Annotated in this window: 19 protein-coding genes, 1 tRNA gene and 1 pseudogene; 14 read left to right on the top strand and 7 right to left on the bottom strand. The window is 69.0% G+C overall.

The features are described 5' to 3' along the window. The first annotated feature begins 80 nt into the window (after positions 1-80). Entirely contained in the window at positions 81-1,472 is a 1,392-nt protein-coding gene (gene cysS / locus LQD00_RS10735; protein WP_232717127.1) for a cysteine--tRNA ligase, read from the top strand. Beyond that, positions 1,472-2,431, top strand: a complete 960-nt coding sequence (rlmB, locus tag LQD00_RS10730; RefSeq protein WP_232717126.1) for a 23S rRNA (guanosine(2251)-2'-O)-methyltransferase RlmB — start codon at positions 1,472-1,474, stop codon at positions 2,429-2,431. Before cysS ends, rlmB begins: the two co-directional genes overlap by 1 nt. Before the next feature lie 13 nt (positions 2,432-2,444). On the opposite strand, the gene LQD00_RS10725 is transcribed toward rlmB, so the two are convergent. Further along, the gene (locus LQD00_RS10725) at positions 2,445-3,227 is read right to left on the bottom strand and encodes a LamB/YcsF family protein (protein WP_232717125.1); all 783 of its coding nucleotides are present in this window, start codon (positions 3,225-3,227) and stop codon (positions 2,445-2,447) included. Between the two features lie 64 nt (positions 3,228-3,291). Here LQD00_RS10725 and LQD00_RS10720 point away from each other — a divergent pair, with 64 nt between their 5' ends. Then, positions 3,292-4,845: a carboxylesterase/lipase family protein gene (locus LQD00_RS10720; protein WP_232717124.1), complete on the top strand. Its 1,554-nt coding sequence runs from the start codon at positions 3,292-3,294 to the stop codon at positions 4,843-4,845. Positions 4,846-4,861: 16 nt separating this feature from the next. Here LQD00_RS10720 and LQD00_RS10715 read toward each other — a convergent pair whose 3' ends face one another. Continuing rightward, positions 4,862-5,266 (bottom strand): alpha/beta fold hydrolase, encoded by a 405-nt coding sequence (locus LQD00_RS10715; RefSeq protein WP_406566999.1) that lies wholly within the window; start codon positions 5,264-5,266, stop codon positions 4,862-4,864. 33 nt (positions 5,267-5,299) lie between these two features. Between LQD00_RS10715 and LQD00_RS10710 the strand changes: the two genes are divergently transcribed. Further along, positions 5,300-5,845: a DUF2599 domain-containing protein gene (locus LQD00_RS10710; RefSeq protein ID WP_232717123.1), complete on the top strand. Its 546-nt coding sequence runs from the start codon at positions 5,300-5,302 to the stop codon at positions 5,843-5,845. Here the strand turns inward: LQD00_RS10710 and LQD00_RS10705 are convergent. Genes LQD00_RS10705 through LQD00_RS10695 form a run of 3 tightly spaced genes read right to left on the bottom strand, consistent with a single transcriptional unit; the run spans position 5,842 to position 8,470 of the window. Beyond that, positions 5,842-6,711, bottom strand: coding sequence for a metal ABC transporter permease (locus LQD00_RS10705; RefSeq protein WP_232717122.1), 870 nt, complete (start codon positions 6,709-6,711; stop codon positions 5,842-5,844). The genes LQD00_RS10710 and LQD00_RS10705 overlap by 4 nt on opposite strands. Further along, positions 6,708-7,511 (bottom strand): metal ABC transporter ATP-binding protein, encoded by an 804-nt coding sequence (locus tag LQD00_RS10700; RefSeq protein ID WP_232717121.1) that lies wholly within the window; start codon positions 7,509-7,511, stop codon positions 6,708-6,710. The genes LQD00_RS10705 and LQD00_RS10700 overlap by 4 nt, the downstream gene beginning before the upstream one ends. 5 nt (positions 7,512-7,516) lie before the next feature. After that, complete coding sequence (locus LQD00_RS10695; protein ID WP_232717120.1) at positions 7,517-8,470, bottom strand: metal ABC transporter solute-binding protein, Zn/Mn family; 954 nt, start codon at positions 8,468-8,470, stop codon at positions 7,517-7,519. 148 nt (positions 8,471-8,618) lie between these two features. On the opposite strand from LQD00_RS10695, the gene mshA reads away from it, so the two are divergent. The 4 genes from mshA (at position 8,619) to LQD00_RS10675 (ending at position 12,638) form a co-directional block, all read left to right on the top strand. Beyond that, positions 8,619-9,986 (top strand): D-inositol-3-phosphate glycosyltransferase, encoded by a 1,368-nt coding sequence (gene mshA / locus LQD00_RS10690; protein WP_232717119.1) that lies wholly within the window; start codon positions 8,619-8,621, stop codon positions 9,984-9,986. A gap of 37 nt (positions 9,987-10,023) precedes the next feature. Beyond that, positions 10,024-10,632 carry a type III secretion system chaperone family protein gene (locus tag LQD00_RS10685; protein ID WP_232717118.1) on the top strand — a complete coding sequence of 203 codons (609 nt, stop codon included), beginning with the start codon at positions 10,024-10,026 and terminating at the stop codon, positions 10,630-10,632. 241 nt (positions 10,633-10,873) lie between these two features. Further along, complete coding sequence (locus LQD00_RS10680) at positions 10,874-12,481, top strand: 4-coumarate--CoA ligase family protein (RefSeq protein ID WP_232717117.1); 1,608 nt, start codon at positions 10,874-10,876, stop codon at positions 12,479-12,481. 80 nt (positions 12,482-12,561) lie between these two features. Then, a tRNA-Met gene (locus LQD00_RS10675) sits at positions 12,562-12,638 on the top strand. 68 nt (positions 12,639-12,706) lie between these two features. On the opposite strand, the gene LQD00_RS10670 is transcribed toward LQD00_RS10675, so the two are convergent. Continuing rightward, on the bottom strand, positions 12,707-14,155 hold the full coding sequence (locus LQD00_RS10670; RefSeq protein ID WP_232717116.1) for an APC family permease: 1,449 nt from the start codon (positions 14,153-14,155) through the stop codon (positions 12,707-12,709). Positions 14,156-14,267: 112 nt separating this feature from the next. Here LQD00_RS10670 and LQD00_RS10665 point away from each other — a divergent pair, with 112 nt between their 5' ends. The 4 genes from LQD00_RS10665 to LQD00_RS10650 all read left to right on the top strand — a co-directional run bounded on the left by LQD00_RS10665 (position 14,268) and on the right by LQD00_RS10650 (position 17,610). Then, entirely contained in the window at positions 14,268-15,014 is a 747-nt protein-coding gene (locus LQD00_RS10665) for a phosphoglyceromutase (protein ID WP_005194247.1), read from the top strand. A gap of 111 nt (positions 15,015-15,125) precedes the next feature. Further along, positions 15,126-15,446 (top strand): GNAT family N-acetyltransferase, encoded by a 321-nt coding sequence (locus LQD00_RS10660; protein WP_232717115.1) that lies wholly within the window; start codon positions 15,126-15,128, stop codon positions 15,444-15,446. A gap of 134 nt (positions 15,447-15,580) precedes the next feature. Further along, on the top strand, positions 15,581-16,927 hold the full coding sequence (locus LQD00_RS10655) for a sensor histidine kinase (RefSeq protein WP_232717114.1): 1,347 nt from the start codon (positions 15,581-15,583) through the stop codon (positions 16,925-16,927). Further along, a complete protein-coding gene (locus tag LQD00_RS10650; RefSeq protein ID WP_006865309.1) occupies positions 16,924-17,610 on the top strand; it encodes a response regulator transcription factor in 687 nt (228 codons plus the stop codon). Before LQD00_RS10655 ends, LQD00_RS10650 begins: the two co-directional genes overlap by 4 nt. A gap of 30 nt (positions 17,611-17,640) precedes the next feature. Here LQD00_RS10650 and LQD00_RS10645 read toward each other — a convergent pair whose 3' ends face one another. Beyond that, positions 17,641-18,501, bottom strand: a complete 861-nt coding sequence (locus tag LQD00_RS10645) for a hypothetical protein (protein ID WP_232717113.1) — start codon at positions 18,499-18,501, stop codon at positions 17,641-17,643. Positions 18,502-18,556: 55 nt separating this feature from the next. On the opposite strand from LQD00_RS10645, the gene LQD00_RS10640 reads away from it, so the two are divergent. Beyond that, positions 18,557-19,534, top strand: a complete 978-nt coding sequence (locus LQD00_RS10640) for a Ppx/GppA phosphatase family protein (RefSeq protein WP_232717112.1) — start codon at positions 18,557-18,559, stop codon at positions 19,532-19,534. Between the two features lie 131 nt (positions 19,535-19,665). Continuing rightward, positions 19,666-20,783, top strand: a pseudogene (locus LQD00_RS10635) (hypothetical protein); the annotation flags it as partial.

Raw genomic sequence — 20,783 nt, 5'->3', positions numbered from 1 at the left:
GCATTCCGGCTGCGGAGCGGGGCTCGTCCGCGCGCTCGCGTGGTCGGTGGCCCGATCGTGGTCCGGTAGGATGGCCGGTCGTGACCCTGCGCCTTTATGACACCAGCTCCCGAGAGGTGCGCGACTTCGTGCCGCTGCGCCCAGGCCAGGCATCGGTGTACCTCTGTGGCGCGACTGTGCAGGGTGTTCCCCATATCGGCCACGTCCGCAGCGGTATCGCCTTCGACATCCTCCGCCGCTGGTTGAGCCACCAGGGCCTCGACGTGCTGTTCGTCCGCAACGTCACCGACATCGACGACAAGATCCTCCGCAAGGCGGCCGACGCCGGGCGCCCCTGGTGGGAGTGGGCAGCAACCCACGAGCGCGCCTTCGATGACGCCTACCGCGCCCTCGGCGTCCTGCCGCCGTCCGCGGAACCGCGCGCGACCGGCTTCGTGACCCAGATGGTCGAGTACATGGAGCGGCTGATCGAGCGCGGCCACGCCTACGTCGCCGACGGCAATGTGTACTTCGACGTCCGCAGCCTGCCCGATTACGGCGCGCTGTCCGGGCACAAGCTCGACGACGTCCACCAGGGCGAGAGCGCGGGTACCGGCAAGCGCGACCACCGCGACTTCACGCTGTGGAAGGCGGCCAAACCCGACGAGCCGTCGTGGCCGACACCGTGGGGTCCGGGACGCCCGGGCTGGCACCTCGAGTGCTCGGCGATGGCCACCAGTCTTCTGGGTTCCGAGTTCGACATCCACTGCGGTGGAATGGATCTGGTGTTCCCGCACCACGAGAACGAGATCGCCCAGGCGCACGGCGCCGGGGACCCGTTCGCGCGCTACTGGCTGCACAACGGCTGGGTCACCATGGGTGGCGAGAAGATGAGCAAGTCGCTCGGCAACGTGGTGTCGATCCCCGCCATGCTGCAGCGCGTGCGTGCCGTCGAACTGCGGTACTACCTCGGCAGCGCGCACTATCGGTCGATGCTGGAGTACTCGCCCGGTGCGCTCACCGAGGCGGCCGCCGGCTATCGGCGCGTGGAGTCGTTCGTCGAACGTGTCGCCGCCCGCGTCGGTGAGGTGGTGATCGGTGACATCGATCCCGAGTTCGGTGCCGCACTCGACGACGATCTCGGTGTCCCCGCGGCTCTCGCGGTGGTGCACAACGTCGTCCGACAGGGCAACACCGCACTCGAATCGGGTGACGGGGCGGCTGCTCTCGCCGCCGCGTCGTCGGTGCGGGGCATGATGGGAATCCTCGGCGTCGACCCGCTCGACGACCAGTGGGCCGGTGCGGCCGACGACTCGGCCGCGACCTCCGTGCTGGACGTGCTGGTGCGCGCCGAATTGCAACGACGCGCGGACGCGCGTTCCGCCAAGGACTGGGCGACCGCGGATGCGGTCCGAGACCGCCTGGCCGAGGCCGGCATCGAGGTGACCGACACCCCTGATGGTGCACAGTGGGCATTGAAGGGTGAGGCGTGATGGCAGGGAATTCCAAGCGTAAGGGTGCGATCCGGAAGTCGGGCACCAAGAAGGGGCAGGTCGTCGGGTCCGGCGGCCAGCGTCGTCGTGGGCTCGAGGCCCGCGGCGCCACCCCGAAGGCGGTCGACCGCCCGTACCACCCCGCGCACAAGAAGGCCAAGGCCGCGGCGAAGTCGAACACCGGACGCAGCGGTGGTGGCCCGTCGCGGGCGAAGGACGAAGGGCCCGAGTACGTCCTCGGTCGCAACCCGGTGGTCGAGTGCCTGCGTGCGGGTGTGCCCGCGACGGCGCTCTACATCGCCACCAACTCCGAGCCGGACGAGCGTGTCGCCGAGGCGGTCAAGATCGCCGGCGATCAGGCGATCTCCATCCTCGAGGTCGGCAAGCCGGAGCTGGATCGGTTGTCCACCAACGGAATGCACCAGGGCATCGCCCTGCAGGTGCCGGAGTACCGGTACACCCATCCCGACGATCTGATGGCCGACGCCAAGGCCAGCGGCACCCCGCCGCTGCTGGTGGCCCTCGACAACATCACCGACCCGCGCAACCTGGGTGCGGTGATCCGCTCGGTGGCCGCCTTCGGCGGGCACGGTGTGGTGATCCCGGCCCGACGCAGCGCGAGTGTCACCGCGGTGGCCTGGCGGACCAGTGCCGGCGCGGCCGCGCGGCTGCCCGTCGCGCGCGCCACCAACCTCACCCGCACTCTCAAGGACTGGGCGGATTCAGGTGCTCAGCTCGTGGGTCTGGACGCCGGCGGCGACGTCACGCTCGACGAGTACGACGGCACCGGCCCGACCGTGATCGTCGTCGGGTCGGAGGGCAAGGGGCTGTCACGTCTCGTGCGCGAGAGCTGTGACTCGATCCTCTCCATCCCGATGGCCGGTGACGTGGAGTCTCTCAACGCGTCGGTGGCCGCGGGCGTGGTGCTCGCCGAGTTCGCACGTCAGCGGCGCCGGTAGCGCCCGGCAACCGTCACGACCGGTTGCGCCCGACCTCGACGCCGGCCCGGCCGAGGGCCTCGCGGACCGCGCGGGCGTGGTCTACCGCGCCCGGGGTGTCGCCGTGCAGGCAGATCGAATCCGCGGCGACGGTGATGACCGATCCGTCGAGGGCCGTGAGCCGTCCGCTGGTGGTCATCTCGACGACGCGGCGCGCGATCTCTGCGCTGTCGGAGAGAACCGCCCCCTGCTCGGTGCGGGGGACCAGCGTGCCGGCCGGGGTGTAGGCGCGGTCGGCGAAGGCCTCGGTGATGACCGCGAGTCCGGCACGTTCGGCTCGGGCCAGGACCTCCGAGTCCGGTAGGCCCATCACCGCGAGGTCGGGGTTGACGTCGTGCACCGCGGTCACGACCGCGTCGGCCTGCTGTTCGTGGTGGACGACCGTGTTGTACAGCGCGCCATGGGGTTTCACATAGGAGACGGTTCCGCCGACAGAGCGGGCGAGGGCGTCGAGTGCGCCGATCTGGTAGACGAGGTCGGCGATCAGGTTCGGCGTCGACATCTCCATGAATCGGCGGCCGAATCCGGCGCGGTCGGGGTAGGAGACCTGGGCGCCGATCCGTACACCGGCGGCGACGGCCGCCCGGCACGTGGCCAGCAGGTCGGCGGGAGTCCCCGCGTGGAACCCACACGCGACGTTGGCGCTGGTGACGATGGTCAGCATCGTCTCGTCGTCGCCGACCCCCTCGCCGAGATCAGCGTTGAGATCGATGCGAGGAGTGCGCGCCGGGTCGGAGGTGGCCCTGTCGGGGGTCATGGCCACATCCTAGTTCTGCCGCAGGTTGAACAGACGAAACGGGCGATTCGTCTACGGTGGGGGCATGGCACTGCTCGACACCAAGGTCACCACGGTCAACGGCGTCGTCGGTGGCGCCCGGGGGAAGCGGCTTCGCCGCGGCACGATCAGCTGGCGGGGCATCCCGTTCGCCGCGCCCCCGGTGGCCCACCGCCGCTTCCGCGCTCCCGAACCGGTCCACGACTGGCCCGGCGTGCGGGACTGCACCAAGCTCGCCAAGGCCGCCATCCAGGAGAAGCGGTTCACCGCGGTCGCGCCGGGCAAGTTCGCCCCGATGGCCGAGGACTGCCTGACCCTCAACGTGTTCTCGCCCGAGGTGGAATCGAGCAGGCCGCGCCCGGTGATGGTCTTCATCCACGGCGGCGCCTTCATCCTCGGTACCGCCGCGACGCCGCTCTACGACGCCGCCTTCCTGGCCCGCGCCCAGGACGTCGTCGTGGTGACGATCCAATACCGCTTCGGGCCGTTCGGTTTCCTCGACCTCTCGCAGTTCGCCACGGACGACCGGCCGTTCGACACCAATGCGGGTCTGCGCGACCAGATCGCCGCGTTGCGCTGGGTGCAGGAGAACATCGCCGCGTTCGGCGGCGACCCCGACAACGTGACCGTCTTCGGCGAGAGCGCCGGCGGCTCATCGGTGCTCGCCCTGCTGTCCGCGCCGGAGGCCACCGGCCTGTTCCACCACGCCATCGCGCAGAGCCCGGCACCCGAACTCGTGGTCGAGCAGGACGAGGCGACCGTCTACGCCGACGAGTTCGTCCGGATCCTGCGCGACCCGCAGCGTCGGAACACCTCGATGGAACGCACCGAGGACCCCATCGACCCGGCCGAGGCGCAGCGCCTCCTCACCACACCCAACCCGGCCCTGTTGCTCGAGGCCGGCAACCGGCTGATGCGCTTCGCGACCAAGTCGTCCGGCGGGGCGATCCCGTTCGCGCCGGTCGTCGACGGTGACGTGCTGCCGCGCTCGCCGCTGGCGGCGGCGACCGAGGGCCTGACGGTGCCGGTGCCGCTGGTGATCGGGAGCAACAAGGACGAGGGCAAGCTCTTCGCGAAACTCTGGAACGTCCTACCCGATTCCGAACGCATGCTGATGCGGGTGGAGGACGAGGAGGTCCGCCGCGAGATCGCCGCCCAGTACGGCAACGGCGACCGCGACCGCATCCGGCTGGCCGGCGACTCGATCTTCTGGGCGCCGATGACCGCCTTCGCCGACGGGCACAGCAAGGTCGCGCCGACCTACGTCTACCGCTACGACTACCGGACGAAGGTGCTGGACGCGACGGGCTTCGGCGCGACGCACGCGACGGAACTGTTCACCGTGTTCGGTGCCTACCGGGCGCCGATGGGGGCTGGCCTCGCCATCGCCGACTGGCCGGGCACACGCCGGGTCACCGAGAACGTGCAGGGGCGCTGGGGTGCTTTCGCCCGCACCGGCGACCCCGGTCTGGGCTGGCCGGTCTACACCACCGACGAACGGAAGGTCCTGGTCATCAACGACCCGGATCGGGTCGTCGCCGATCCCGACACCCTGCGTCGTCAGGCCTGGTACCGGGTGCACGCGCCCTCCGGGGCCTGACCGTCCGTCCGGTCCGTCAGCCCGGTAGCCAGTCGGTCGGCGGGTCGGCGGCGAGGAACGACAGCGCGAGCGGGTTGAACAGCTCGGGCGCCTCCACCGGCAGGATGTGCGTCCCGGGCAGCACCGCGAACCGGGCGTTCGGCAGCGTGCGGACGATGTCCAGTGCGTGCTCCATCCGCACCAGGCCCCGGTCGGCGATCACCACCAGCGTCGGCGCGCGGACCTCGGTGAACTCGTCGACCGCGTAGTCGGGTTCGGTGGACAGCATCCGGATGGTCTTGTCGTAGACCACCGAGAAGTGTTCGGGCCCATCGGGAGACGTCGTGTCGTGATGGCTCCGCAGGTAGTCGACGGTGGTCGGGTTGCGATCCAGCAAGAGGTCGACGGACTGATCGAGTTGGCGCCCCCCGCGGTTAATCACAGATGCAGGCTACTCGTGCCCTACGGTGGCCGTATGGGGACGAAAGGCTTCGGGGCGATCACGGCGCGAATCTGTGCTTTGACCGTTGTGGGCGGTGTCGCGAGCTCGATGTTTCTCGCGGGCTGCGGTTCGGGATCCGACGACGCGGGCGAGTCGCTCGGCACGGCGTCGACGCCGAGTCAGGTGAGTGCGGATTCTGTCCCGACGTCCACCCCCACGACGGGACCGGGCCCCACGAGTCGGTCGACCACTCCGACGGTGGTCTACCGGCCGCCCTTCATCGAACGCGTCGAGTGGACGGACACCGAGGTGGGCCCCAGCCTCTCGGTCTTCCCGACGACGTCGGGTCGGTACACCCAGGAACCGTCGGCGATGGCCGCGGCGTGGCGGGAGGTCGTCGGACTCGACGCGACTGCCGACACCCCCGGAATGCAGGCACAGTTCGACTGTCACTGGCGGTTCGCGCGGATCATCGAACCGGAGAAGCCGAGCTGGAACCTGGAACCCGGACGGCCAGTCGTCACCGAGGAGGACATGATCGGCGCCCGGTGCAATCCGGGGTTCGCCGAGGAGTACTAGCGAGTGGTGTGCACGCGGCGTGAGCCGATGACGCGGCAGACGACGTAGATCACGAACGAGATGATCGTGACGAAGACCGAGACCGGGAGTTTCGGCGCGAGCGACATCAGCAGGCCGCCGACCGCGGCGACCTCGGCGAAGATCACCGACAGCACCAGCGCCCGCATCGGGTTGGCGGTCACCCGTGCAGCGGCGGCACCCGGGGTGATCAGCAGGGACATCACCAGCAGTGCGCCGATGATCTGGACGCCCTGCGCGCAGGCGAGGCCCATGATGATCGCGAACACCACCGAGAGCGTGCGCACCGGGACGCCCTGCGCCTGCGCCACCCGCGGATCGGTCGACGCGAACAGCAGCGGCCGGTAGATCACGGCGAGCACCGCCACCACGATCGCCGTCGTGATCGCGATCGCGACCAGGCCTTCCAGTCCGACGCTGACGACCTGCCCGGTCAACAGCGCGAAGCCGGTGCCGATCCGGCCGTACAGGGCGAGGAACAGGACACCGATGCCCAGGCCGAACGCCATCACGACACCGATCACCGAATCGCGTTCGCGCGCCTTGGCGCCGAGGATGCCGAAGACCGCCGCGGCGAGGACCGCACCGATCACGCCGCCGAGGTTCACGCTGAAGCCGGCGAGCAGGGCGGCGGCGGCGCCGGTCACCGACAGCTCACTGGAACCGTGGACCGCGAACGACATCTGCCGCGCGACGATCAGCGGGCCCAGCAGGCCGCCGATCAGCCCCAGCAGCATCATGGCGAGCAGCGCCTGCTGCACAAAGTCGTAACCGAGTAGGTCGATGGTCGTCGAGAAGTCCCAGAGGTCGCTGAACTGTCGTTCGGCGGCCAGCGGAGTCACGCTCATAGGGGCTGACTCCCGGCCTCGGCGATGTCGACGCAGTGGTGGGCGTCCTCGCCGCCGATCACGATGAGGCGACCGTTGACCCGGAGCACCTCGACGTCGCTGCCGTACAGCTCGCTGAGCGTCTCGGTGGTCATCACCTCGTCGGGGGTGCCGACACGGAACCGTCCGCCGACCAGATAGAGCACACGGTCGACGTAGGGGAGGATCGGGTTGATCTCGTGCGTGACGAACACGACCGCGGTTCCCGCCTGCTTGCGGCGCTGGTCGATGAGGTCGACGACCACCTGCTGATTGGTCGGGTCGAGGCTCGCCAGCGGTTCGTCGCACAGCAGGAGGTCGGGATCGCTCACGACCGCCTGGGCCACGCGCAGCCGCTGCTGTTCGCCTCCGGAGAGGACACCGAGCGGGGCGTCGGCGTAGGGCAACGAGTCGACCGCGGCGAGCGCCTGGTCGACGAGTTGACGCCGGCGCGACCGGCCGCGCAGACCGAGTCCCCACCGGTTGCCGTCGACGCCGAAACCGACCAGGTCCCGGCCGCGGAGAGCCATCGGGTCACCCTCGTCGGCGTGCTGCTGCGGGATGTAACCGATCCGGTCGGTCGTCGCCACGGTGCCGCGGTCGAGCGAGTACTGACGCAGCAGGACGCGGAGGAACGAGGTCTTTCCCGAACCGTTGGGCCCGAGGACGGCGACGAACTCTCCCGGTCGGATCGTCAGGTCGAGGTCGTCCCAGAGCACGCGGTCGCCGAAGCCGAGCCGCGCACCCGAGAACGTGACCACCGGGTCGGCTCCCGCCGTCATCGCGGTCACCTCTTCTCGGCGTCGAGGGCTGATGCGAGCGCGTCGATCTGTGCGCGCTGCCAGACGAGGTAGTCGGTGACGCCGTCCGGGAGGGTCTCGGTGCACTCGACCACGGGCACCTTCGCGGACTCGGCGACGTCGAGCATCGCCTGCGTCACCGGGTCGACGGCCTGGACGTTGTAGATCAGGACGGCGGCGTCGCGGGAGGCGAGCAGGTCCTGCATGGCCGCGCGGTCCGCGGCCGACGGCGACTGCCCCTCCTCGACGGCCTGGGTGAACCCGGCCGGAGCCGCGTCGATCAGGCCGGCCTCGGTGAGCAGGTATCCCGCGAGCGGTTCGGTCTGGGCCACCTTCGTGCCGTCGTGCGCCTTGCGGATGCCGGCGACCTCGGTCCGGAGCTCGTCGATGCCGCCGGTGAAGGTCTCGGCGTTCGAGCGGTAGGTCTCCGCGTTCGCCGGGTCCTGTTCGGCGAGGGCGTCGGCGACCTTGTCGGCCACCTCGGCGACGACGGGCAGGTCGTAGAAGACGTGCTCGTTCTCGTCGCCGTGGTCGTGCTCGGCGTGATCCGCGTGGTCGTCTGCGCTGTGATCGTGCGCGTCGTGGTCGTCGCTGCGGGTGAGGGCGTAGGCGTCGACGACGGTTGCGCCCGAGGACTCGGCAGCCTCTTCCATGTAGGCGTCGTAGTGGCCGCCGTTCATGACGAGGATGTCGGCGTCGGCGATCGTCGCGGTGTCGGCGGCAGACGGCTCGAACTCGTGGGGGTCGCCCTCGGTGCTGGTGTAGACGGAGGTGACGGTCGCCTTGTCGCCGGCGACGGCCGAGGCGACCGCGCCCCAGACGTTGGTCGACGCGACCACGGTCGGGGTGCCGTCCCCGCTTCCGGAGTCGCTCGAGCAGCCGGCCAGGACCAGCGCGGCCGCGGACAGGGCTCCGGCCGCGGCCAGAAGCTTTTTCCTCATGACACCCTTTACGCAAATGACAATCGTTACCGAAAACAGTGTAGGGGATGGCCGGGCCGGGCGCGAAGCCGTCAGCGATCTGCGGTGTGCGCTGGTCGACGCGGAGGGCGCGCGTCACCGTCGCGGTCATTTCTCTAAGGTGGAGACCATGACCTCGAGTCCGTTGCCGCGGCGTGTTGCGCTGATCTCCGTGCACACCTCGCCGTTGGCGCAGCCGGGTACCGGCGACGCGGGCGGGATGAACGTCTACGTCTGGCAGACGGCGATCCGACTGGCCCGACGCGGCATCGAGGTCGAGATCTTCACCCGGGCGACCTCGTCGTCCGACGCGCCGTCGGTCGCGGCCGCACCGGGGGTGACCGTCCGCCACGTCGTCGCCGGCCCGTTCGAGGGTCTCGACAAGCGAGACCTCCCCGCCCAGCTCTGCGCCTTCACCGCGGGCGTCCTCCGCGCCGAGGCGGCGCAGGCGCCGGGCCACTACGACGTGATCCACTCCCACTACTGGCTGTCCGGGCAGGTCGGCTGGCTGGCGCGCGACCGCTGGGGCGTGCCGCTGGTGCACACCGCCCACACCCTCGCCGCGGTGAAGAATGCCGCCCTGGCCGAGGGCGACACCGCCGAGCCGCAGCTGCGCGTCATCGGCGAGCAGCAGGTGGTGGGCGAGGCCGACCGGTTGGTCGCGAACACCGAAACCGAAGCGGCGGAACTGCTCTCGATGTACGACGCCGATGCCGACCGCATCGACGTGGTGACGCCGGGCGCGGACCTCGAGTGCTACACGCCCGGCTCGTCGGCCGAGGCCAGGTCGATCCTCGGTCTCGATCCCGACGAGACGATCGTGACGTTCGTGGGACGGATCCAGCCGCTGAAGGCCCCCGACCTCCTCGTCACCGCGATGGCGCCGCTGATCAAGGACGCCGTCGCGTCCGGGCGCAGGCTGCGGCTCCTGATCGTCGGCGGGCCGTCGGGCTCCGGGCTGCAGCGCCCCACCGCGCTCATGGATCAGGTTGCCGAACTGGGGATCTCCGAGTCCGTCACCTTCCTTCCGCCGCAACCGTCGGATCGTCTCCGCCAGGTGTACCGCGCGTCGGACCTGGTCGCGGTACCCAGCCATTCCGAGAGTTTCGGTCTCGTGGCCATCGAGGCGCAGGCCTGTGGGACGCCGGTCATCGCCGCCAATGTCGGCGGTCTCGGCGTCGCCGTCGACAACGGCCGCACCGGTGTGCTCGTCAACGGTCATGTGCCCGGCGACTGGACGAACGCTCTGGAAAAGCTTCTGGCGCAACCTGATCGCCTGGCCGAACTCGGCCGCAACGCCCGCCGGCACGCCGAGAAGTTCTCCTGGGAGCACACCGTCGACCAGCTCATCGAGAGTTACCGCCGGGCGATGGAGTCCTTTGCCGCCCAAACCGATGCGGCGCAGAAGGATGCCGAGCAGGCGGCGGCACAGACACCGGGCGGCCCCGCCCGGGCTCGTCGACGCTGGCGTCGGCGGCGCAATCGGGTGACCGTCTGAGGGTCTCGCAGTACCCGTTCCCCACCGAGAGGATGTCGTGAGTCGCACCGAGGTCGTCGACCTGCTCGAGAAGACACTGACCGAGAACGAGATCGCCTACTCGCGCAAGGGCGGCGGGGGAGCCGACGTCGACCACGTCATCCTGGAACTCCCGGGCGAGCAGAAGCTCAAGACGACGGTGCTCCTCACCGCCAGTGAACACGGGGTCAGGGTCGAGGCCTTCGTGTGCCGCCGACCCGACGAGAACCACGCCGGCGTCTACCGATACCTGCTCAAGCGGAACCGTCGGCTGTACGGCGTCGCCTACACCATCGACAACACCGGCGACATCTATCTCGTCGGCCGGATCTCGGCCGACGCGCTCGGCTCCGACGAACTCGACCGCGTCCTCGGGCAGGTCCTCGAGGCTGCCGACGGCGACTTCAACACCCTGCTCGAACTCGGCTTCCTCTCCTCGATCCAGCGCGAGTGGGCCTGGCGCGTCTCACGCGGTGAATCCCTCCGCAATCTCCTGGCCTTCGAGCACCTCATCGACAAGGAGGCATTGCCCGAGGCCGGCGCCCCGCTGGAAGGACGTTACGTTCCAGGGGAGTCCGTGGTCGAGGGGGCGCAGACCTCCAGCGACGAGCCCGCGTCCGACGACTGAGAATCGCGCCCGGTAACCGCGCTGTAGAGCGGCAGCGGGTTTCGATACGCCTCGTCGCAAGCTCCTCGCCTATTCAACCGGCGAGGGGTCGCCCCTGCGCTCCGGAGGTTCGGGGGCCGGTTCTCGTAGGTGGTGCCCACGCGGCCGGGAGGATTTGGTTGGATGGAGAGGTCCAGGTCACACCGTGTCAATGGGTGTTGATACGGTAGGCGGGCAAAACCGACCCATCACCGGAGGTGTCATGAGCTTCACGAGTCCTTTCCCCGACGTCGAGATCCCCGACGTGAGTGTCTTCGACTACCTGTTCGGGTCGGTCGCCGACGAGGACCGCGAGCGGATCGCCCTGGTGGACCCGAAGTCGGGTTCGACGACCACCTACGGTCAGCTGGTCGGTCAGATCGAGGCCGCGGCCGGGGCCCTGGCGTCGCGCGGGATCGGGGTCGGGGACGTGGTGGGCATCCTCTCGCCGAACATCCCGGCGTTCGCGACCGTGTTCCACGGCATCCTGCGTGCGGGTGCGACGGCCACGACGATCAACGCGCTGTTCACCGCGACCGAGATCGCCAAGCAGCTGCGGGATTCCGGCGCCAAGATGCTGGTCACCATCTCGCCGATGTTCGAGCAGGCCAAGGCGGCTGCCGACGAGGTGGGACTGTCCGCGGAGAACCTCATCGTCCTCGACGGCGAGGGCCAGGACGCCTCGGGTCACCCGAACGCGATCGACCTCCTCGGTGCGAACCTCCCGGCGCCGGACGTCTCGTTCGACCCGAGCACCCACGTCGCGGTCCTGCCCTACAGCTCCGGAACCACCGGAAACCCCAAGGGCGTGGCGCTGTCTCACCGCAACCTGGTCGCCAATGTCGCCCAGCTCCGTCCGTTGCAGGGCATGACCGCCGACGACGTGGTGATCGCGGTGCTGCCGTTCTTCCACATCTACGGCATGACCGTGCTGCTCAACGCGGCCCTTGCGGCTCGCGGCTCGCTGGTCATCATGCCGCGCTTCGACCTCGTGGAGTTCCTGGAGAACATCCAGAACCACAAGGTGACGATGGCCTACATCGCGCCGCCGGTCGCGGTGGCGCTCGCGAAGCATCCGATCGTGGACAACTACGACCTGTCCTCGCTGCACACGATGATGTCGGGTGCGGCCCCGCTCGACGACGAGCTGGGCCAGGCCGTGGCCAAGCGTCTGGATCTGCACATGCTGCAGGGCTACGGCATGAGCGAGTTGTCCCCGGTGTCCCACATCATCCCCTTCGACACCCAGGCCACGCTGGGGCGTGAGGATCCGCCGCTGTCGTCGACGGGTTGGCCGGTGCCGAACACGGTGAACAAGATCGTCGATCCCGCCACCGGTGAGGACCTACCGCTGCCGCAGGAAGGGCTCTCCGAGCCGGGCGAGTTGTGGGTGCAGGGTCCGAACGTGATGCTCGGCTACCTCAACAACGACCAGGCGACCGCCGACACCATCGACGCCGACGGGTTCCTGCACACCGGCGACCTCGCTCAGGTCGACCCGACGGGCTGCGTCTACATCGTCGACCGGCTCAAGGAGCTCATCAAGTACAAGGGCTACCAGGTGCCGCCGGCGGAGTTGGAGGCGTTGCTGCTGACCCACGAGAAGATCGCCGACGCGGCGGTGGTCGGGGCGATCGATGCGGAGTCGGGGGAGGAGATCCCGAAGGCGTTCGTCGTCCGGCAGCCCGAGGCCGAGCTGACCGCCGACGAGGTGATGGAGTTCGTGGCGTCGAAGGTGGCCCCGCACAAGAAGGTTCGTGCGGTGGAGTTCATCGACGCGATCCCGAAGTCGGCGTCGGGCAAGATCCTCCGCAAGGACCTGCGCAAGTAGGTCCGGGCGCAGGACAAGGACCCGTCCGAGCTGCCGATTTGGTGCAGGACGCACCCCGCGGATAGTGTTGCTCCTTGCAACGCGGGGTGGAGCAGCTCGGTAGCTCGCTGGGCTCATAACCCAGAGGTCGCAGGTTCAAATCCTGTCCCCGCTACCAGAAACGACCCCCAACCAGGTGATCACCCGGTTGGGGGTCGTTTCATATCCGGCCTCTCCGCGAGGCCGTCAGCTCATCTGATGCGGCGGCACCTCGTCGTAACCGATCGCATGGTCGCCGGAGCGGCTGTTCCACCAGTAGGTCAGGGCCCACAGGAGCACGCCGATCAGCAACAGCCAACCGGCGATCACATACTGTTCGGGATCGCGGCCGGTGATCGGCAGGGTGAGGTAGCCGCACGTGAGTACGCCGAGCACGGCGACCGGCGTCGAGGTGCGGAAGTGCTTGTGCTCCACCGTGTCCCGACGTAGCACGAGAACCGAAACGTTGACGATGGTGAACACCGCGAGCAGCAGTAGCGCGGTGGTGCCGCCGAGCAGTCCGACGATGGAACCCTTCGGGTCGGAGCTCACGTAGGTGAGCAGCAACAGGGCGATGACCGTGGTGAAGACGATGGCCGCGACGGGGGTCCGGCGTCCCGGATGAACGTAGGCCAGGAACTTGGGCAGGACGCCACGCTTGGCCATGCCGTAGAGCAGGCGGCTCGCCATCATCATGTTGATCAGGGCGGTGTTGGCGACCGCGAACATCGAGATCCACGGCAGCAGATCCGACATCGGGAAGTCCGGCGCGGCGGCTTGTACGACGTCGACGAGCGGCGTCTCGCTCTCGGCGAGCACCCCGACGGGCACGATCGCGACCGCGCAGATCGCGATCAGGACGTAGATCGCGGCCGTGATGCCCAGGCCGCTCAGCATGACCTTCGGGAAGATGCGCGTCGGCTCCTTGCACTCCTCGGCCATGTTGACCGAGTCCTCGAAGCCGACGAGCGCGAAGAAGGCCAACGAGGTCGCGGCGGTGACCGCGATGAAGACGTTCTTGTCGTCGGGACTCTCGAAGGCCACCACCGCATCCCAGTGTTCGGCGTTGCCGCCGACGATGAACCAGTAGCCGATGAACAGCACGAGCAGCAGACCGGTCAATTCCACGAGGGTCAGGACGACGTTGGTGCCGACGCCCTCGGCGACGCCGCGGAAGTTGATGAACATGACGAGCAGGAGGAATCCGACGGCCACCGCGAACAGCGCGGGATCGGTGGCGTCAGGGGACTCTCCGCCGCTGAACGCGGTCAGCATGTTCACCGCGAACGCGCGGGAGGCCGTCGTCGCGGACGTGATTCCCGAGCACATCACCGTGAACAACACGATGAACGTGACGATGTGGATGCCGAAAGCCTTGTGCACGTAGAGCGCTGCCCCGGCGGCCTGTGGATACTTCGTCACCAGTTCGAGGTAGGAGAACGCGGTGAGCGTCGCGACCGAGAAGGCGATGAGGAACGGCAGCCACGCCGCGCCCCCGACCTCGCCCGCCACCTGGCCGGTCAGCGCGTAGACGCCGGTGCCCAGGATGTCGCCGATGATGAACAGGAGCAGCAGCTTCCAGCCCAGTACGCGTTTGAGCTCGGGCTGCTGCGCCGCGTTCTTGCCGGTCTCGCCGGCGTTTGTGCTGGCTGCCATGCGATAACGCTAGACCTCGGAAGTGGCGGTCGCCGGGCGAATTGCGGCGATGACCACCAAATGGCCGGACGGTGAGAAGAGGCCTCGGTGCGACTGTGCGAAACTATCGCCCATGAGCAACGGCACCCTGATCTTGATGCGTCACGGCGAGAGCGAATGGAATGCGTCCAACCAGTTCACCGGATGGGTGGATGTGGCGCTCACCGACAAGGGCAAGGCCGAGGCCGTACGGGCCGGTGAACTGCTCGTCGAGCACGATCTGCTGCCCGACGTCCTCTACACCTCGCTTCTGCGACGCGCCATCTCGACGGCGCAGATCGCTCTCGACACCGCCGACCGCCACTGGATCCCGGTGGTCCGCGACTGGCGTCTCAACGAGCGTCACTACGGTGCGCTCCAGGGTCTCAACAAGGCCGACACCCTGGAGAAGTACGGCCAGGAGCAGTTCATGCTGTGGCGTCGCAGCTACGACACCCCGCCGCCGGCCATCGAGCCCGATGCCGAGTACAGCCAGGTCGGCGACCCGCGGTACGCCGACCTCGACGAGGTGCCGCTGACCGAGTGCCTCAAGGACGTCGTGGCCCGGATGATCCCGTACTTCACCGAGACGATCGCCGCCGACATCAAGGCCGGAAAGACCGTGCTCGTCGCGGCACACGGCAACTCGCTCCGGGCGCTCGTCAAGCACCTCGACGGCATCTCCGACGAGGACATCGCGGGCCTGAACATCCCCACCGGCAACCCGCTGCGCTACGACCTCGACGAGAACCTCAAGCCCCTGAACCCGGGCGGCACCTACCTCGACCCCGAGGCGGCTGCGGCCGGCGCGGCCGCGGTGGCGGCCCAGGGTCAGAAGTAGTCGACGAAAACAGCTTCGACACGCGCGCTCGCCGCCCGGAAACGCCGGGCGGCGAGCGCGTAACACAATCGTCATAGCTTCTTTGGTGTGACGCGCGCTACATTAGACGCTATGGCGGATGTGGGCACCCTTCGGATCGATCATTCACCTGCTCAGGAACGGTATGAGGCGATTCTCGTCTCTGATTCCTTCGGCGAGGACGAGGTGGTCGGGTACCTCGACTATGTCTCCGAGCCCTACCAGGTCGTGCTCACCCACACGGTGGTCCGTGAGCAATACAGTGGGCACGGCTATGCGGGACAACTGGTTCGGTTCGTCCTCGAGGACATCCGGACGAGTGGCAAGCAGGTCGTGCCGGTCTGCTCATACGTGCAGCGTTTCATCGAGCGCCATCCGGAGTTCGCCGACATGGCGGTGCCGGTCCCTCAGTGACCCTCGCCGGCGGCGTGAGCCCCATCCGCGGACGGTGCGGTGGTCGTCGGGTCTTCGGCGAACGGCACGTGAACAGCTGCCGAACAGCTGCGACATCTGTGCAGCTCGCGTTGGTTCCGCCGTAAGCTGGGTCCGTGGCCGCCGCAATCTCAGCCGCGACGATCGCGTTCGTGCTCGCGCTCGTCCTCGGAGTCATGCTGGGTCGTCGTCTCGGCGCCCCCGGGTCGCCCCGACGCCTCGCCCTCCGTTCCTGGTTCGGCCGCGCACACACGTCCCCACGATCCGACGCCGTCCTGCCCGTCCCGGCCACCGATCGCGCACAGGTCCCGAGGGTGGTGCCCGCCTCGGCCGAGATCCGCGATTCCGATGTCACGTCGACGACCGCCGACGGCCGGATGACCAAGGCCGGCCTGCTGAGCATGGTCGTCCGCAACTCGACGACCGCCGTCGCCGTGGTCGACGAGTTCCGCGACGTCGTGATGTTCAACCACCGGGCGGTCGAACTGGGCATCGTCCGCGAGATGCTGCTCGCCGACCCCGTCTGGGATGCGGTGAAGGACGTCCTCGACACCGCCGTCGAGCAACATTTCGAGTTCAGCCCGCCGACCTCGACCCTCGGCTTCGTCTCCACCGGCCGCACCCCGCGGCCCACCGTCGAACATGTGCGCTGCCTGGCCAAGGTGGTGGCGCAGGACGATGAGCGGTACGCCGTCGTCTACGGCCTCGACGACACCGAACACAAGCGCCTCGAGGCCACCCGCCGCGACTTCGTGGCGAACGTGTCGCATGAACTCAAGACGCCGGTCGGGGCGATCGGCCTGCTCGCCGAGGCCCTCCTGGAATCCTCCGACGACATCGAGTCGGTCCAGCACTTCGGCCAGCGGGTGGTGGGGGAGACCCAACGGATGGGCAGGCTGGTGAGCGAGCTGCTCGCGCTGTCCCGGCTGCAGGACGGCGACACCCCCGAGTTCACCCGGATCGACGTCGACGAGCTGGTCGACGACGCTCTCGCCGCGGCGACGCTGACGGCCGAGGCGGCGTCCATCGAGCTACGGTCCGACGAGCCGCTCGGCGCGACGATCTCTGGCGACCGTGTGCTGCTCATGACGGCCCTGAGCAATCTGATCTCCAACGCCATCGCCTACTCGCCGTCGAACACGGTCGTCTCGGTCAGTCGCCGCATCATCACCGACGCCGGACGTCCGATGGTGGCGATCGCCGTCACCGACCGCGGCATCGGGATCGCCCGCGCAGACCAGCAGCGTGTCTTCGAGCGCTTCTTCCGCGTCGACCAGGCGAGGTCGCGGATGACCGGTGGCACCGGTCTGGGCCTGGCGATCGTCAAACACGTGGCCGCCAATCACGGCGGCACGATCAAGCTGTGGAGCGAACCGGGTACCGGCTCCACGTTCACGCTGTGCATCCCCGAGGACCTGTCCGACGTGGGCTGGTCCGCTGACGACAAGGAATCCGAGAGTTGACCCACGTGCTGATCGTCGAGGACGAGGAATCGCTGGCCGATCCGCTGGCCTTCCTGTTGCGCAAGGAGGGGTTCGAGGCAAGCATCGTCAACGACGGTGCCCAGGCGCTGCCCGCCTTCGACCGCGTGAGCCCCGACATCGTCCTCCTCGACCTGATGCTCCCCGGGATGTCGGGGACGGAGATCTGCAAGGCCCTGCGTGCCCGGTCGAACGTGCCGGTGATCATGGTGACGGCCCGCGACGCCGAGATCGACAAGGTTGTCGGACTGGAACTCGGCGCCGACGACTATGTGACGAAGCCGTATTCGGCGCGCGAGCTCATCGCCCGTATCCGGGCGGTCCTGCGACGCGGCGCGGATGCCGGCGAGGACGACCTCGATCTCGGTGTCCTCGAGGCGGGCCCGGTCCGGATGGACGTCGAGCGACACACCGTGTCAGCCAACGGTGAGTCGATCACGTTGCCGCTCAAGGAGTTCGATCTCCTCGAGTATCTCCTGCGCAACGCCGGCCGTGTCCTGACCCGCGGGCAGCTCATCGACCGGGTCTGGGGCGCGGACTATGTCGGCGACACCAAGACCCTCGACGTGCACGTCAAACGGCTGCGCTCCAAGATCGAGCCCGACCCGGGCAACCCGAAGCACCTCATCACCGTCCGCGGTCTCGGGTACAAACTCGAGGCCTGACACGGGTGCGCGGTCTCCCGCGCACCCGGGTCACTCCGGCGGTTGCAGCTCGTATTTGACGTCGGTCTCGCGACGGGCAGTCGCGGCCGTGGTCGCCGGGTGAACGGCGATGAGTCCCAGCCCGTTACGACGCCGACAGGCGGCGGCGAGCGCCTCGTAGGCCGGCGCGCCGAGGAGTTCGGTCAGCTCGGGCGCATAGGACTCCCACACCTGCTTCGCGCCGACGTGGGCGTCGGGTGATCCCGAGCAGTACCACTTGAGATCGTGGCCGCCCTCGCCCCAGCCGCGGCGGTCGAACTCGGTGATCGTCGTCTGCAGGACCTGGGTGCCGTCGGGACGTTCCACCCAGTCCTGCTCGCGGCGCACAGGCAACTGCCAGCACACGTCGGGCTTCACGGTCAGCGGCTCGAGTCCCTTGCGCAGGGCCATCGAGTGCAGCGCGCATCCGACGCCGCCCTCGAAGCCCGGCCGGTTGAGAAAGATGCACGCGCCCTTGTGAAGTCGCGTCTTGAGTGCGGGCTCGTCGTCGAGGTCGCCCTCCTCGAGATACCCCTTGGGGCCGAGCGGGTTCTTGCCCGAGCCCTTCTTGTAGAACTGCCAGTCCTCCGGGGTGAGCATGGAGACGCCGTGGGCGAGACGTTCCCGATCGTCGGAGTCGGACAGGTAGGCGCCGTGGCTGCAGCAGCCGTCGGTCTCGCGTCCGGGCAGGATGCCCTGGCAGGCCGGGGTGCCGAAGACGCACGTCCAGTGCGACAGCAGCCAGGTGAGGTCGGCTCTGATGAAGTGTTCGGGATCGGCCGGATCGACGAATTCGTACCATTCACGCGGAAAGTCGAGTTCGACTTCCGGGGCGGGCGTGATTCGTGGCGCGGACGGCGAGAGTGCGGTCACGACTACAACGGTAGCCGGGATCGTGCCGAGACGGCGGCTGCACTACCGTTGACCCGTGCGCTTAGGAGTTCTGGACGTGGGCAGCAACACTGTCCACCTCCTGGTGGTCGATGCACATCGCGGTGGCCACCCGACGCCCATGAGTTCGACCAAGGCCGTTCTGCGCCTGGCCGAACAGATCGACGCCGACGGGCGGATGAGCGACAAAGCGGTGTCGAAGCTGATCGACTCGGTCGACGAGTTCACCCACATCGCCGGCACCTCCGGCTGCGAGCAGATGATGGCCTTCGCGACCTCGGCCGTCCGTGATGCCGCCAATTCCGACGACCTGCTCGACGAGGTCGAGAAGCGCACCGGGGTGCGCATCGCGGTCCTCTCCGGTCGCGACGAGGCACGTCTCACCTCCCTCGCCGTCCGCCGCTGGCACGGCTGGAGCGCGGGCCGCATCCTCGCCCTCGACATCGGTGGCGGTTCGCTGGAGATGTCCAACGGCGTCGACGAGGAACCCGACGTCGCGCTGTCGCTGCCGCTCGGCGCCGGACGACTCACCCGCGAGTGGTTGCCCGACGACCCGCCGGACCGGCGTCGGATCGGTGTCCTGCGGGACTGGCTCGACGCGGAGCTGCGCACCCCCGCCAAGGAGCTACTCGCGCCCGGCGCACCCGACCTGTGTGTCGGCACCTCGAAGACCTTCCGCAGCCTCGCCCGTCTCACCGGCGCGGCACCGTCGAGCGCGGGACCCCGCGTCCGGCGCGAACTGACGACGAGCGGACTCCGTCAGCTCATCTCCTTCATCTCCCGCATGACCCGCTCCGATCGCGCCGAACTCGAGGGCGTCAGCGCCGATCGTGCCGGTCAGCTGGTCGCCGGCGCGCTCGTGGCGGAGGCGGCTATGCGGGCCCTCCGAGTCGATACACTGGAAATCTGTCCGTGGGCTCTGCGGGAGGGTGTGATCTTGCGTCGACTCGATGCGGAACCAGCCGACTCGTTCGAGCCCTCACAGACGACTGGCGCCCGGGGCGGCGTCGGCTGATCCGGTCTGCGATGCCCACGGGCACGCGGGATGGGGGAGACGGTCGACGGTGCGTCCACGAGCGCCGAGAAGTACCCAAGCGGATGCGCTCAACCGGCATCCGGTGACGTTCGAGGACGGAGAGCCACTTCATGTCGAAGGATTCGGAGCCCGAATCTCGACCCATTTCGGTATCGGAACTACTCGCGCGCTCGCAGGCGGCCGGCGGCACCACGCCCACGCGGCGTGACGGTCGCGGCCGTCGGCGCGCAGGTCGCGACGGATCGGTCTCGGTGTCCGAGCTGACCGGCGAGATCCCGACGATCACCGACGCGTCCGCGGCACACGCCGGTGACACGCCCGCTCCCGGCGACGCGAAGCCCGCGAACGAGAAGGCGGCCGAACCCGCAGCGGCGGAGACACCCGAGGTCGAGGCACCCCGGGACGAGGTCGCCGAGGTCGAGCAGCCGGAGACGGAAGCCCCCGAGGCCGCATCGGCACCGGAGCCCTCGACGCCCGAATCGGCCACCGAACCGTCGGCTCCGGAACCCGAGGAAGCCCCCGAACCCGCGGAAACCTCCGATCCCGAGACCTCCGGCCCGGAGTCGGCCGCACCCCGCGCCTGGGGTCCCGCGGGCTGGTCGGGGACCGGCAGCCCCAGCGGTCCGTTCCCGCGGTCGGGGAACCCCGTCGCGCGCCGCTCCGCCGACGACCGCCCGGTCGCCGACCGCTCCCGTCCGGACCGGCCGTTCTCGACGTCCGGTCGCAACGCCAGCGGCATGCCCGGTTTCGGCGAGGCACCGCCGGCCACCCGGGACTTCAGCTCGGATTCCGTTGCCCGGCGGATGAGCCCACCCCGCGACTCCGCCCCCGTCGACGAGGAGTCGGCGAACGCGGTCACCGGCATCATCCCGGTCGTGGAGGGTTCCGAAGAGGGGCTCGTCGTCGTCGAATCCGACGACGTGGTGACCTACGACCTCTCCGAGGTCGACGCCGGTGCCGATCCGCGCGAGCGGGCCGACGGCGGGTTCTCCGACGTGATGGACTTCGACGCCTACCGCAACTTCGCCGACGTGGAGGGCGACGCCGACACTGGCGCTCAGCCGGCGGTCGGTGCGAGCGGACCCAAGAAGGGCGCCAAGGCGCTCGGTGGGCTCGCACGCAAACTGTTCAGCCGGAAATCCGCCGGCGCCGCCGCGGCAACCGCCGCCACGGCCGCCGCCGCGAAGTCGGGCAAGGACGCCGCCCCGGCCGGTGGTCGCGCGCGAGC

The organism is Gordonia metallireducens, from assembly GCF_021245825.1.
GTDB lineage: Bacteria > Actinomycetota > Actinomycetes > Mycobacteriales > Mycobacteriaceae > Gordonia > Gordonia namibiensis.
Note: the sequence above shows the minus strand (reverse complement) of the source record. Positions and strands in the feature narration are given on the sequence as shown.

Bases quoted from the DNA above. Each gene is read 5' to 3' on its own strand.
- rlmB (WP_232717126.1), top strand. From the start codon at position 1,472: ATGGCAGGGAATTCCAAGCGTAAGGGTGCGATCCGGAAGTCGGGCACC.
- LQD00_RS10700 (WP_232717121.1), bottom strand. From the start codon at position 7,511: ATGACGGCGGGAGCCGACCCGGTGGTCACGTTCTCGGGTGCGCGGCTC.
- mshA (WP_232717119.1), top strand. From the start codon at position 8,619: ATGACCTCGAGTCCGTTGCCGCGGCGTGTTGCGCTGATCTCCGTGCAC.
- LQD00_RS10665 (WP_005194247.1), top strand. From the start codon at position 14,268: ATGAGCAACGGCACCCTGATCTTGATGCGTCACGGCGAGAGCGAATGG.
- LQD00_RS10695 (WP_232717120.1), bottom strand. From the start codon at position 8,470: ATGAGGAAAAAGCTTCTGGCCGCGGCCGGAGCCCTGTCCGCGGCCGCG.
- LQD00_RS10725 (WP_232717125.1), bottom strand. From the start codon at position 3,227: ATGACCCCCGACAGGGCCACCTCCGACCCGGCGCGCACTCCTCGCATC.
- LQD00_RS10660 (WP_232717115.1), top strand. From the start codon at position 15,126: ATGGCGGATGTGGGCACCCTTCGGATCGATCATTCACCTGCTCAGGAA.
- LQD00_RS10680 (WP_232717117.1), top strand. From the start codon at position 10,874: ATGAGCTTCACGAGTCCTTTCCCCGACGTCGAGATCCCCGACGTGAGT.
- LQD00_RS10705 (WP_232717122.1), bottom strand. From the start codon at position 6,711: ATGAGCGTGACTCCGCTGGCCGCCGAACGACAGTTCAGCGACCTCTGG.
- LQD00_RS10710 (WP_232717123.1), top strand. From the start codon at position 5,300: ATGGGGACGAAAGGCTTCGGGGCGATCACGGCGCGAATCTGTGCTTTG.
- LQD00_RS10720 (WP_232717124.1), top strand. From the start codon at position 3,292: ATGGCACTGCTCGACACCAAGGTCACCACGGTCAACGGCGTCGTCGGT.
- LQD00_RS10670 (WP_232717116.1), bottom strand. From the start codon at position 14,155: ATGGCAGCCAGCACAAACGCCGGCGAGACCGGCAAGAACGCGGCGCAG.